Consider the following 12526-nt stretch of genomic DNA (forward strand, 5'->3'; position numbering starts at 1 on the left):
CCGCGTGAAGATGAATATTGTCTTTCCGGCAGGCGACAGGCGGCAGGCGGAGGCGATGATTTCGCGCCGTCGCCTGGCCCTTCAATCGTAGGTCAGGTCCCTCGCCTTGCCGCCGAACACGCGGTAGGCATAGAAGGAATAGAAGATGATGATCGGCAGCACGACCACGGTGCCGGCCAGGATGATGGCCAGGCTTTCGGGTGCGGAAGCCGCCTGCCAGATGGTCAGCCTGTCGGGCACCACGAACGGATAGAACGACCAGGCGAGCCCGGCAAAGCCCAGCGCGAAGATGGCGGCCAGCGTCAGGAACGGCGTCAGCGAATGGCGGTCGTCGGGCCTGGGCAGATGAGAGGTCTGCCGCCACAGCCACAGGAACAGCAGCGCCGACAGGATCGGCAGCGGCGACAGATAGAGCATTTCGGGCAGGACGAACCATTTGGCGAAGATGCGCGGGCTGGCGAAGGGCGTGGCCAGCGACACGGCAGCCATGCCGAGCGCGGTCAGCACCAATGTGGTGCGCAGCCAGCGCACCGCCTTCTTCTGCAAGTCGCCTTCGGCCTTGTAGATGACCCAGGCCGCCCCCATCGCGGCGTAGGCCGCCGCCAGGCAGAACGCCACCAGCACGCCGAACGCCATGCCGCCCAGGCCGAAGTCGAGGCCAAGCACATAGACGCCCAGCATATAGCCTTGCGCCAGCGAGGCGATGAGCGAGCCGAGGAAGAAGATGCGGTTCCAGCGATGCTTGCGCTCCGTCGCCACCTTGGCGCGGAAGTCGAAGGCGACACCGCGCAGGATGAGGCCGACCAGAAGCACGAACACCGGGATATAGAGCGCGCTGAGGATGACACCATGCGCCATCGGGAAGGCGACCAGCAGAAGGCCGACGGCCAGCACCAGCCAGGTCTCGTTGGCATCCCAGAACGGGCCGATGGCGGCGATCATGGTGTCCTGCTCGGCGTCCTCGGCCGCCGCGAACAGGATGCCGATGCCGAGATCGAAGCCGTCGAGAATGACATAGATCAGGATGGCGAGGCCCATCAGGCCGGCGAAGATGAGGGGGAGCAGGGTCGGCCAGTCATAGGTCATTTCTCTGTCTCCTACTCGCCAGCCGCGGGCTGCGACATCGGCTTGTTGAGCACGCCCGGCAGCGGCGAGGTGTCGCCGTCCTTGGCCGCCTTCAGCGCCAGGTGCACCAGAACGCCGAGATAGGCGATCAGCAACAGCACGTAGAGAGCGAGATAGACGGCCAGCGTCAGCGCCACATGGCCGCCGGCCACCGGGCCGACGGCGTCGGCGGTCCTCAGCACGCCCGTCACCAGCCAGGGCTGGCGGCCGATCTCCGTCGTATACCAGCCGGCGAGCGTCGCCACCCAACCGGAGATGGTCATCGGCACCATGAGCAACGCCAGCGGCCTCGGCAGGCTATGACGGCGCTTGAGGAAGAAGGCGGCCGACCAGGAGACGGCGAGCATCAACAGGCCGGTGCCGACCATGACGCGAAAACCCCAGAACACCGGGAAGACGGGCGGATGGTTGCCGGGATAGTCGTTGAGTCCCGGTACCACGCCCCTGGCACTGTGCCGCAGGATCCAGCTCGCCCCGTTGGGAATGGTCACCTCGAACCTGTTTTCCCTGGCCGCTTCATCCGGAATGGCAAACAGCACCAGCGGCACGTTGGGGCCGGTGTTCCAGTTGGCCTCCATGGCGGCGATTTTCTGCGGCTGGTGCTCGAGCGTGTTCAGGCCGTGCTGGTCGCCGGCAAGGATCTGGATGGGAATGAGGATGGCGGCGGTGAAGACGCCGGTGCGCAGCGCCTTCCACATCGATTCCGAGCGGTCGCCCTTGAGGTAGCGCAGCGCCGACAGGCCGGCGATGAGAAACGATACCGTAAGCCCGGAGGCGAGCAGCATATGGACGAGACGGTAGGGCATGGAGGGATTGAAGAGGATCGCCCACCAGTCGACGGCGTGGGCGACGCCGTCGCGCATCTCGAAGCCGACCGGCGTCTGCATCCACGAGTTCAGCGCGATGATCCAGAAGGCCGACACGGTGGTGCCGCCGGCCACCAGCACGGTCGCCAGCGTGTGGATGCGGTTGGAAACGCGGCGGAAGCCGAACAGCATGATGCCGAGGAAGGCTGCCTCGAGGAAAAAGGCGGTGAGGATTTCGTAGGCCAGCAGCGGCCCGGCGATGTTGCCGACCGTTTCCATGTAGCCCGGCCAGTTGGTGCCGAACTGAAAGCTCATGGTGACGCCGGAAACCACGCCCATGGCGAAAGACAATGCGAACACCTTCACCCAGGTGAAATAGGCGCGCATCCAGGCCGAATCATTGGTCGCGTTGTAGCGGAGCTTGAAGAAAAGCAGCACCCAGCCGAGTGCGATGGTGATGGCTGGAAACAGAATATGAAACGAAATATTCGCACCGAACTGAATGCGCGAAAGGATGAGCGGGTCCATGGCGGGCTCCGGCTGCTTCTAATAAGCGGAGAATAGGCTTGTAGGGCCGGCCGGTCAAAGCGGCGTCCCGCCGCGAGGCGGAACGCCGCAGCGCCATGCGGCGGCAATGTCGAGAACTGTCAGCAACGGCATTGACTTGCGGTTGCATGCGGCGACATTCGTCCTATATCTGGGGTCCTCTTTCAAGCAGCCGTTTTCAGCCATGCAGCCTGTCATCTCCATTTCCGGGGTCACCAAGACCTACGCCACCGGCTTCAAGGCGCTGAAGGAAATCAATCTCGACATCGAGCGCGGCGAGATTTTCGCGCTGCTTGGCCCCAACGGCGCCGGCAAGACGACGCTGATCTCCATCGTCTGCGGCATCGTCAACCGTTCGTCTGGCAGCGTCACGGTGGATGGCCACGACATCACCAGAGACTATCGCGCCGCGCGCGGCCTGATCGGGCTGGTGCCGCAGGAGCTGACCATCGACGCCTTCGAGAGCGTCTGGGCGACGGTCAACTACAGCCGCGGCCTGTTCGGCAAGCCGGCAAACCATGCCTTTGTCGAGAAGGTGCTGCGCGACCTGTCGCTGTGGGACAAGAAGGACGCCAAGGCGATCACGCTTTCGGGCGGCATGAAGCGGCGGCTGATGATCGCCAAGGCGCTGTCGCACGAACCGCGCGTGCTGTTCCTCGACGAGCCGACGGCCGGCGTCGACGTCGAACTGCGCCAGGACATGTGGGCGATGGTGCGGCGGCTGCGCGAGGACGGGGTCACCATCATCCTCACCACCCACTATATCGAGGAGGCCGAGGCGATGGCCGACCGCGTCGGCGTCATCAACCGAGGCGAGATCATCCTGGTCGAGGGCAAGGCCGAACTGATGCGCAAGCTCGGCCGCAAGCGCCTGGTGATGGAACTGCGCAGCCCGCTCGGCGCCATTCCGGACGCCTTCTCGCACTACGCCCTGGAATTGTCGCCGGATGGCGGGCAGATCACCTACACCTATGACAACCAGAGCGCCCGGCCGGGCGTGGCGTCGCTAATCCGCGATCTCGAGGCCGCCGGCATCCAGTTCCGCGACCTGGACACGCAGAACAGTTCGCTGGAGGAGATCTTCGTCAATCTTCTGAGGCAAGAGCCATGAACCTGCGCGCGGTATGGGCGATCTACCGGGTGGAGATGGCGCGCGCGCTGCGCACCGTTTTGCAGAGCATCGTCTCACCCGTGCTGTCGACGTCGCTGTATTTCGTCGTCTTCGGCTCGGCCATCGGTTCGCGCATCACCGAGATCGACGGCATCAGCTACGGCGCCTTCATCGTGCCCGGGCTGATCATGCTGTCGCTTTTGACGCAGTCGATCTCCAACGCCTCCTTCGCCATCTACTTCCCGAAATTCGTCGGCTCGATCTACGAGCTGTTGTCGGCTCCGGTCTCCTATCTCGAGATCGTCCTCGCCTATGTCGGGGGCGCCGCCACAAAGTCGATCATCCTCGGCCTGATCATCCTGGCGACGGCCTCGCTGTTCGTGCCGCTCTCGATCCAGCATCCGTTCTGGATGCTGGCCTTCCTGGTGCTGACGGCGGTGACCTTCAGCCTGTTCGGCTTCATCATCGGAATCTGGGCCAGGAGCTTCGAGCAGTTGCAACTGGTGCCGCTGCTGATCATCACGCCGCTGACCTTCCTCGGTGGCAGCTTCTATTCCATCAACATGCTGCCGGGCGCCTGGCGCACGGTGACGCTGTTCAATCCGGTCGTCTATCTGATCAGCGGCTTCCGCTGGAGCTTTTTCGGAAAATCGGACGTTTCGGTCGGCATCAGCCTCGGCATGACCGTGGTTTTTCTGCTGATCTGCGTGGCGACCGTCGCCTGGATATTCAGGACCGGCTACCGGCTGAGGAATTGAGGGGCGAAGCCACGCTGAGCCGCGGTCAGAGCTAGATCGCCTTCACCAGCCGCAGCAGGCCCAGCATCTCGACATAGGTTCCCTTACGGAAGGCGACGTAGACCGGCTCCTCGATGCCGTGGAAACGACGCTTGAACGCCGCCTGCCCCTGCAGGTTGAAGCGGCGGCGGTTGACCCAGGGCGAATCATAGGCGCGCTGGAAGGCGTTGCGCCAGAAATCGCTTTCGGCGAATCCGCTGAGGCCGACGTCGACCAGCGGCGACAGCCCGAGCGTGACGACCGAAATGCCTTCCTCGCGAAAGCGGTCGACGGCGAATTTGGTCAGGCCGACCTCCGCATGCGGCGAGGCGTCGATGTGCTTGCGCTTGAAGGCTGTGGTGTAGCCGATGACCTTGCCGCCGCGAAACAGCGGATCGAAGTCGAGCAGGGCGACCAGTTCGCCATCGGGGCCGTGCAGCACGAAGCGGCGCATGTCGACGCCCACATGATCGGCGAAGTGCCGGTTGAGGAAGCCCATTTCCCAACGCTTGACGATGCGGTCGCCGCGCCAGTTCGCCGAAAGCCGGGAGATCTCGTCGAGAAAGATCGTCCGCTTGTCCTCGGCGAACGAAAAGCCCTTCTTCAACAGCCAGCGCTCGGAGTAGCGCACGGTTTCGTTGCGCTTGCCGGAAAAATCGTGTTCGGGCAGCGGCAGACGGGTGTCGATGCCCAGCCGGTTGACCTTGTAGCCGAGCCCGGCCAGCACCCGCGCCGACTGTTCGCCGATCTGCACGAACCAGGGGCTGCCGGCGGTCTCGACGAAGCGCCTGATATAGTCGGCCCGATGGGCCGGATCGGCGACCGGGTCACCGAGCGCGAAATGATGCTTCATCTTGGTGCCGAAAGCGATGTAGCCGTCGGCATCGCCGAAATAGGAGAGCCTGCCTTGCACGGCGGAGGAGTAGGCGAGTGAGAAGTCGCCGTGGCGGCGCACCAGCGCCAGCCGTTCGGCATGGGTGAACGCCTGGCGCTCGACCTTTGGCGAGGCACGCTCGAGGATTTTGTCGAGATAGATCCGCAAGGAGGGCATGGGTCGAGATTCCGCGTGCATCTGCGGCGCGCACCCGGGTACGCTATACGCCGTGGCGCCTTGATTTTGCACAGGAAGCCGAAAAAAGCGTTTCGAGGACTTCGGATTCCTGTACCGGTAACAGAGATCCGCCAGCCCCCGGATCTCGAATCAATCACATTGCCGCGACCTGATTATCGCCGATCTCGCGTATATGCCATATAGGACGCAACCGCGGTGCGGCGCATGGCCTCGAAATCCGGGGCCGATCTGCTGTATGGATCATGCGCGGGAGGGCGTTCTGCCGGTGTCGGCGGAAGCGCCACAAGGGTGGAATGGGGTTCGTGAGCGAATGGCAGATACGACAATCAGACCGGCAGCGCACCAGACGGTAACCATCGAACCGGCGATCGTCATCGGCGCCGGCGCCGCCGGTCTCGCGGCAGCGCAGGCGCTGGTCAAGGCCGGCGTGGCGACGGCGATCCTGGAAAAGGAGAGCCGGTTGGCCGAGCCATGGCATCGGCGTCACCAGCAGCTGCGCCTCAATACGCACCGCGACCTTTCGGCACTTCCCGGCCTTGCCTATCCGAAGGGCACGCTCGCCTTCCCCCACAGAACCGCCGTCATCCGCTATCTGAACGATTTCAGCGAGGCGAACCGGCTGCCGGTGGAGCTCGGCGTCGCCGTCGAGGCGGTCCTGTTCAGGGGCGACCACTGGGTGATAGAGACCAGCGCCGGGATGCGCCTAGCGCGCCACGTCGTGATCGCCACCGGCCGCGACAGACAGCCGTTCATCCCCGACTGGAAAGGAATGCGGGATTTCGCCGGCCGCATCATCCATTCGGCGGATTTCGGCGACGCGAAGGACTATGCCGGCAAGAAGGTGCTGGTCGTCGGCGCCGGCAACTCGGGTATAGACGCGCTCAACCACCTGGCGCAGGCAGGCGCCGCCTCGCTGTGGCTGTCGGCCCGCAACGGTCCGTCGGTCCTGCCCAAGCGCATCGGCAAGATTGCCGTGCACCGGCTGTCGCCGCTGATGGCGCGGTTGCCTTTGCGGGTCGCCGATGCGGTGATCGCCTTGACGCAGCGCCTGGTTTTCGGCGACCTGACGAAATTCGGCGTGCCGCCGGCACCGGTGGGCGGCGCCAGCCGCCTGACCACCGACTACACAGCGATCGCCGCCGACGAGGGCGCGATCGACGCCATCCGCTCGGGCAGGATCACCGTCGTGCCGGGGGTGCGAGAATTCACCCGCGACGGCGTCATCCTGGCCAATGGCAGCCTGATCGATCCCGACATCGTCATTGCCGCGACGGGATACCGCACCGGGCTTGAGCAGATGGTCGGCGATCTCGGCGTGCTCGACGGCAAGGGCGTTCCGCTGTTCAATGGCGGGGATGCCGATCCGAAACTGCCTGGCCTCTGGTTCACCGGCATGCGGCCGAGCATCCGCGGCTGCTTCGCCAACGCCGCCATCCAGGCCAAGGCGATCGCCGAGCGGATTGCCCGGCGGATCGCCAATTCCGGCCCCTGAACCGGGCTGGAGGTTCGTTTTACGCGTCGGACGGAACCCCACTTTCCTGGAATTGCCCTCTAAATCGCGATCTTGCCGCCGCCTTGCCTGGTAATGGCGACGACCGCCGGCCGCACCGGCATGTCCGGCTTGAAATCGGGCCAGCGCGTCGACGGATCCTCATAATAGGACGGGCGGCCGAACGCCTCCCAATCCTCGCCGCCGTCGCCTGGATGCTGGACGGCGACGAAGGCGGTCTGATCGTCGGGCGCAAACAGCGGCCCGCACATTTCAGCGCCGATCGGCACGCGGAAAAACAGCTTTGACGTCGCGCGCGCCGGCCCTTCGGTGTCGACCGCCCACAGGCCGTCAGTGCGGCCGGTAGCCTTCGGCCCTTGGCCGTCGGTGGCGACCCACAGGCGCCCGGCTGAATCGACCGCGCAATTGTCGGGCATGCCGAACCAGCCATTGGCCGTGGTGGCGGTGGAGAAGGTGGCGCCGACATCGGCAACCGCCGGATCGCCGCATTTCAGGAGCACCTCCCATCTGCCCCTGGTGCCGGCGAAATCGCCGCCGTCCTCCGATATCTCGATGATATGGCCGAAGGCGTTGTCGGCGCGCGGGTTGGCGGCGTCGACCTGGTCGGCCTTGCGCTTGGAATTGTTGGTCAGCATGACATAGACCTTGCCGTTGACACGATTGGGCTGGATGTCCTCGGGGCGGTCCATCTTGGTGGCGCCGAGCAGGTCGGCGGCACGCCGCGTCTCGATCAACACGTCGGCCTGGCCGGCAAAGCCGTTCTCGGCCGTCAGCGGGCCCTGGCCGAAGACGATCGGCAGCCATTCCACCGTACCGTCCGCGGCGAATTTGGCGACATGCAGCGTGCCGTCATCGAGCAGGTTCATGTTGGCGGCGCGGTCGTCCGGATCGAAACGGCCCGCGGTGACGAATTTGTAGACGTACTCGAAGCGCTCGTCGTCGCCGAGATAGAAGACGACGCGGCCATCCTTGGCGATGATCGATTCGGCGCCTTCATGCTTGAAGCGGCCCATTGCGGTGCGCTTCCTCGGCGTGGATGTCGGATCGTTGACGTCGACCTCGACGATCCAGCCGAAACGGTTGGGCTCGTTCGGCTCCTTGGCGAGGTCGAAACGATCGTAATGCGCGCCCCATTCATAGGCGCCTTCCGGAATGCCGAGGCGCTTGTAATTGGCGGCTTCCTTATGGCCTTCCGGCAGTTCACCGGAGAAATAGCCGTGGATGTTCTCCTCGGCCATGACATAGGTGCCCCAAGGCGTGACGCCGCCGGCGCAGTTGTTGAATGTGCCGACGACCTTGGTGCCGGATGGGTCGGCATTGGTCTTGACGCGGTCATGACCGGCGACCGGGCCCGACAGCGCCATTTCGGTGTTGGAGGTGATGCGGCGGTTCAACTTGCCGTCGCGCACCACCTGCCACTTGCCGCCTTCCTTGCGGATCTCGACGATGGTGCCGCCATGTGCCGCCATCTCGACATCGACCTGCTCCTTCGAGAGCGGCGCGAGTTCGGCCGCCTTCTTGCCGTCCTTCTCGACGATCCTGACGATGCCCGGGAACATCAGATGCGGATTGGTGTATTCGTGGTTGACGACCAGCAGGCCGTGCTCGGCGGAGCCACCGATCCCGATATAGCCGACATAGTCATTGTTGTAGCCGAATTGTCTTGCCTGGGCCTCAGCCGACTGCCTGGCCGGGTCGAACTCCGGCGAATCGGCAAACAGCGGATCGCCCCAGCGCAACAGCACGTCGGCATCGTAGCCCGGCGCGACATGGTGCTTGTCGTCGATACCGGCTTCGAGTTCCTCGAACGAGAAGGCGGAGCCCTCGGCGGCACGCGCATCGTCGGCGGCCACGAGCGCCAGCGGGCTGACGGTGGCGGCGATGGCCGAGACGGCCAGCGAGCCCTTGAGGAAGGCGCGGCGGGAGAACCGCTCGGCAATGATTTCGCCCATGGTGCGGTTTTCGGTGGGGTTGGTCGCCGGACCGTCGTTTTCCTCAAGCAGGCTGGTGCGGAATCGGGCGTCGGGCGAGCGATGGTCGGTCATGGTCTGCCTCTGGCTGGATGGCTGGAGCGTGTCACGCGTTTCGACCCCTTATAGACGATCGGTCACACTTTCGTGACATTCGTGCACCCGCCAGCTTGACCGCGAACCTCGCGCCACATCCGGTTTGAAACTCGGACCAAGGTCCTAAACCGATCGGGCGAAGGTCCGGATTGCCGCGGCATCGGTCGTGGGCCACTTACACGAACACGCCATGTCGCCGATGGTCGCGTACCTGCACGAGATGGCCTCTGAATTTTGCCGGTCCGATCAAGTGAGGGACTGATGCGCAGCTCGATCATGGCTCATTGTTGCTGGCTGGCCCTGAGAGCAGTGCCGGCACTGGCGCTGACCATAGCCCCCTATCACCTCGATTTTCACGGTTCCGCCGCAGGCATTGTCGCGTCCAGCGCCCAAGCCAAGCCTGGCGGGAACAGCGGCAATGGCGGTGGTGGCGGTAACGGCAATGGCGGCAATGGAAATAACGGCGGCGGCAACAATGGCAACGCCGGAGGCAACAATGGCAACGCCGGAGGCAACAATGGCAACGCTGGCGGCAACGGGAACAATGGCGCCGGCAACAACGGCAAGGGGAAGGGTGCCAACAGCTCCGGCAAGCATGTGAACGCAACAACCGGCGATCGTGTCGAAATAGACGACAACAAGATCGTGGTGCAGCACCCTAACGGCTTCGGGGAAGAGATCGAGAAGGGTCGCTTCAAAATGACCGACGCTCTGGGCCGCACGATCGTCGAGCGCCCTGCGACGGCGGCGGATATAAGCCGCCTCAAGGGGTTGTAGAGCGGGCAATAGGCATCGCCCGCTTTACGTGTCACCTCCGCCGCCCCCCGGCGGAGGTGACCTTGTCGCTCCGGCCCCGTATAGGGGCCGTCTTTTTTGCCCTGGAGCGTTCCGCTGCTGCACCGCGCTTCAGGTTTTCATTTATGCGTGTCGTTATCCCAAACCGGGGATCCCTTGCGGCCGACCAGGATTAGCTGCCGGCCCGATCCCGCGCTTCGCGCATCAGCAGCGCCGCCTCGGTGCGATTGCGGACGTTGAGCTTGGACAGCACACCGGTCATGTGATGCTTGACCGTTTTTTCCTGCAGTGCCAGCCGCAGCGCCACTTCCTTGTTGCTCAGCCCTTCCGCCACCAGCTGCAGGATCTCGGCCTCGCGTCCGGTGAGCTGACGCAGGCGATCCGTCCTGCCGTTGGCCGGCTGCAGCGATTGCAGGTCCGAAAGCAGGCGAGCCGACAGGGTCGGCGACACATAGGTCTCGCCGGCCGCGACACCATGGAGGATTTCGGCCAGCATGCGCGAGCCGACCCCCTTCAGCACATAGCCGCGCACACCGGCATTCAGCGCCCGCGCCACGTCGGCATTGGCCTCCGAGACCGTCAGCATGACGATCTTCTGTCCGGGATTGGCACCCAGTATGCCGGCCACCGACGCAAGGCCGTCACCCGGCATGCTGATGTCGAGCAGCAGTATGTCGGGCTGCAAAGTCGAGGCGATGCGTTCGGCATCCTGCGCCGTGGCGCCCTGGGCCACCATTTCGAAGCCGCCGATCTCCGACAGGCTGCGGGTAACGCCTTCGCGAAACAGAGGGTGGTCGTCGACAATGGCGACACGGATGGTACCGATCATGGTTGATCCTCGACGGCTAGCGTAATCATCAATCGTGTTCCCTGCGGCCCGGTCGTGGTCTCGAACTGGCCACCAATGCTTTCGATACGTTCCCTGATGCCGGCGAGCCCCAGGCCTTCGGCCCGCCTCGGGTCGAATCCGGGCCCGCCATCCGACACTTCAACGAAGAACTTGCCGCCTGTCATCCCGGCCTTCACCTCCTGATCCTTGCCCTGCCCATGACGGTAGGCGTTGTTCAGCCCCTCCTGGACGAAGCGATAGATGCTGATCTTCTCCGAAGCGCCCAGTTCGGGCAACTGCCTGGATAGGGTCAGCGCCACGGAACTGCGGGTCCTGCGTTGATGCTCGTCGACGGCAAGACGCAGAATGTCGCCGGTCGCGGCCGTTTCTATCTGCGGCAGGACAAGGCCGTTGCAGATGCCGCGGATTTCACGCATCGCGTCGTCCAGCGCCATGCGGATCATGGCGATCTCGGCGTTGCGGCTGTCGCTGGAGGCACCCTCGCCGGAAATGGCGGGGCTATCCACACGCAGCGCCGCCAGCGCGACGAGCTGGGCCGGCCCGTCATGAAGGTCGGCACCGATGCGACGCAGGTATCGTTCATTGAGCGCCGTGGCACGGCGCGACGCCTGCTGGACGCGCAGGCGCAGCGCCCGGTTTTGCGAAACCAGCGCCTGCAGCTCGGAGACCTGGCCCTGCAGAACGCCGCGCTGCTTGTCGATGGTGCGGCTGCCACGTATGACGATCCCCGACAACAGCAGCAGCGCCGTCAGCGTGGCGCCGGCCACGATCAGCCAGCTCGACAGCAAGGCGGAAGCCAGAGCCGCCTGGAAATCGTCGGCGATCTCGTAGAATTCGGTGACGGCGACCACCTCGCCCGACCAGGGTTCGCGGACTGGATTGTAGATTTCCAGCAGCGGCACGCCCGCGGCCCTCTCCTCCTTGTCGTCCTCGTCGCCTAGCTCGTTGAACTCGGCGACGACATTCCCGGCGAAGGCGGCACGCAGGTTGGCGCTCGGGCCGAACTGCCGGCCGATCAAGGCCGTGTCCTTCGAATACAGCACCGTGCCGTCCCGACGCCACAGCTTGAAGGAAAACAGCCGTTTGCCGAGCGCGCCTTGGCCGAGGGTCTCGTCAAGCGCCCGTTTGACGGCGTCATCGAGCTGATGGTTCGTGCGCAGATCGGGGAGCAGCGGAGCGATCACGCTGTCGACATAAAGGGCAGTCGTGGCCGCCGAATTGTGGAGCACGCTTTCGCGGATTTGCGCGGTGACCCAGAAGCCGACCACCAGCATCACCGCAAGCAGCCCGAAGCCGCCGGCAATGATGAACTGCAGCGCCAGCGTAAGCCCGTTCCAGCGCCGCGACAAGGTTTCGAGAAATCGCACGCCACGCTCCTCGCCCCCACCCGCAGGGGCAGGGTAGTGGCCGCGACTTTGGCGCTTCGGTCCTGCCGACACAAGAGCCTGGTCCCACGGCAGTTGCTTGACGTCGCGACGCGCTTGCGAAACAAGGCACGGACGACCGGCATCAATATCGAGGGCAGCGTGAGTTTTTCGGGGTTACTTCAGCTCGGTCTTTCGACCGTGATCTTTCTGCTGGCGGCGGCGGCCGCCAAGCAATGGGGGATGGCGCCCAGCCTGGGCAAGATCGTGCTGACGCTTGCGCTCTATTCGCTGGGCAACCTGATCATGCTGCGGCTGATTCGCGAGTTCGGCATGTCGGTGTCGTTCAGCCTGTCGGCGGTCATCCAGCTGGTATCGGTCAATCTGGTGGCGCTGATATTCTTCGGCGAGCGCATCAATACGCTGCAGGCGGCCGGCATCGTGCTGGCGATCGCCGCCGTGGCGCTGATCACGCTCGGGCCCTATGTGCAAGGGCGATGACCGG

11 protein-coding genes are annotated in these 12526 nt (G+C 64.5%); 5 read left to right on the top strand and 6 right to left on the bottom strand.

Annotated elements, in window-relative coordinates; translation table 11 throughout:
• Positions 1-81: 81 nt before the first annotated feature.
• A complete protein-coding gene (locus tag FJ428_RS10040) occupies positions 82-1086 on the bottom strand; it encodes a cytochrome d ubiquinol oxidase subunit II (protein WP_140524385.1) in 1005 nt (334 codons plus the stop codon).
• 11 nt (positions 1087-1097) lie between these two features.
• Entirely contained in the window at positions 1098-2459 is a 1362-nt protein-coding gene (locus FJ428_RS10045) for a cytochrome ubiquinol oxidase subunit I (protein ID WP_140524387.1), read from the bottom strand.
• A 202-nt stretch (positions 2460-2661) separates the two neighbouring features.
• Between FJ428_RS10045 and FJ428_RS10050 the strand changes: the two genes are divergently transcribed.
• Positions 2662-3588, top strand: coding sequence for an ABC transporter ATP-binding protein (locus FJ428_RS10050; protein WP_140491739.1), 927 nt, complete (start codon positions 2662-2664; stop codon positions 3586-3588).
• Positions 3585-4346, top strand: coding sequence for an ABC transporter permease (locus FJ428_RS10055; RefSeq protein ID WP_140491741.1), 762 nt, complete (start codon positions 3585-3587; stop codon positions 4344-4346). The genes FJ428_RS10050 and FJ428_RS10055 overlap by 4 nt, the downstream gene beginning before the upstream one ends.
• A gap of 31 nt (positions 4347-4377) precedes the next feature.
• Here FJ428_RS10055 and FJ428_RS10060 read toward each other — a convergent pair whose 3' ends face one another.
• A complete protein-coding gene (locus tag FJ428_RS10060; protein WP_140879372.1) occupies positions 4378-5415 on the bottom strand; it encodes a phosphatidylglycerol lysyltransferase domain-containing protein in 1038 nt (345 codons plus the stop codon).
• A 331-nt stretch (positions 5416-5746) separates the two neighbouring features.
• Between FJ428_RS10060 and FJ428_RS10065 the strand changes: the two genes are divergently transcribed.
• Entirely contained in the window at positions 5747-6928 is a 1182-nt protein-coding gene (locus FJ428_RS10065) for an NAD(P)/FAD-dependent oxidoreductase (protein ID WP_140879373.1), read from the top strand.
• A gap of 59 nt (positions 6929-6987) precedes the next feature.
• On the opposite strand, the gene FJ428_RS10070 is transcribed toward FJ428_RS10065, so the two are convergent.
• On the bottom strand, positions 6988-8991 hold the full coding sequence (locus tag FJ428_RS10070) for a PhoX family phosphatase (RefSeq protein WP_140879374.1): 2004 nt from the start codon (positions 8989-8991) through the stop codon (positions 6988-6990).
• A 330-nt stretch (positions 8992-9321) separates the two neighbouring features.
• Here FJ428_RS10070 and FJ428_RS10075 point away from each other — a divergent pair, with 330 nt between their 5' ends.
• Positions 9322-9789 (top strand): hypothetical protein, encoded by a 468-nt coding sequence (locus tag FJ428_RS10075; RefSeq protein ID WP_318012489.1) that lies wholly within the window; start codon positions 9322-9324, stop codon positions 9787-9789.
• Positions 9790-9979: 190 nt separating this feature from the next.
• Here FJ428_RS10075 and FJ428_RS10080 read toward each other — a convergent pair whose 3' ends face one another.
• Complete coding sequence (locus FJ428_RS10080; protein WP_140491751.1) at positions 9980-10636, bottom strand: response regulator transcription factor; 657 nt, start codon at positions 10634-10636, stop codon at positions 9980-9982.
• A complete protein-coding gene (locus tag FJ428_RS10085; protein ID WP_140491753.1) occupies positions 10633-12024 on the bottom strand; it encodes a sensor histidine kinase in 1392 nt (463 codons plus the stop codon). Before FJ428_RS10085 ends, FJ428_RS10080 begins: the two co-directional genes overlap by 4 nt.
• 159 nt (positions 12025-12183) lie before the next feature.
• Between FJ428_RS10085 and FJ428_RS10090 the strand changes: the two genes are divergently transcribed.
• The gene (locus tag FJ428_RS10090) at positions 12184-12522 is read left to right on the top strand and encodes a hypothetical protein (protein ID WP_140493450.1); all 339 of its coding nucleotides are present in this window, start codon (positions 12184-12186) and stop codon (positions 12520-12522) included.
• Positions 12523-12526: the final 4 nt, after the last annotated feature.

The sequence above is a fragment of the Mesorhizobium sp. B2-8-1 genome, from assembly GCF_006440955.1.
In the GTDB taxonomy this organism is placed as follows: Bacteria; Pseudomonadota; Alphaproteobacteria; order Rhizobiales; family Rhizobiaceae; genus Mesorhizobium.

Excerpts from the sequence above, each read along its gene's own strand:
- FJ428_RS10040 (WP_140524385.1), bottom strand. The coding sequence starts at position 1,086 with ATGACCTATGACTGGCCGACCCTGCTCCCCCTCATCTTCGCCGGCCTG.
- FJ428_RS10045 (WP_140524387.1), bottom strand. The coding sequence starts at position 2,459 with ATGGACCCGCTCATCCTTTCGCGCATTCAGTTCGGTGCGAATATTTCG.
- FJ428_RS10050 (WP_140491739.1), top strand. The coding sequence starts at position 2,662 with ATGCAGCCTGTCATCTCCATTTCCGGGGTCACCAAGACCTACGCCACC.
- FJ428_RS10055 (WP_140491741.1), top strand. The coding sequence starts at position 3,585 with ATGAACCTGCGCGCGGTATGGGCGATCTACCGGGTGGAGATGGCGCGC.
- FJ428_RS10060 (WP_140879372.1), bottom strand. The coding sequence starts at position 5,415 with ATGCCCTCCTTGCGGATCTATCTCGACAAAATCCTCGAGCGTGCCTCG.
- FJ428_RS10065 (WP_140879373.1), top strand. The coding sequence starts at position 5,747 with ATGGCAGATACGACAATCAGACCGGCAGCGCACCAGACGGTAACCATC.
- FJ428_RS10070 (WP_140879374.1), bottom strand. The coding sequence starts at position 8,991 with ATGACCGACCATCGCTCGCCCGACGCCCGATTCCGCACCAGCCTGCTT.
- FJ428_RS10080 (WP_140491751.1), bottom strand. The coding sequence starts at position 10,636 with ATGATCGGTACCATCCGTGTCGCCATTGTCGACGACCACCCTCTGTTT.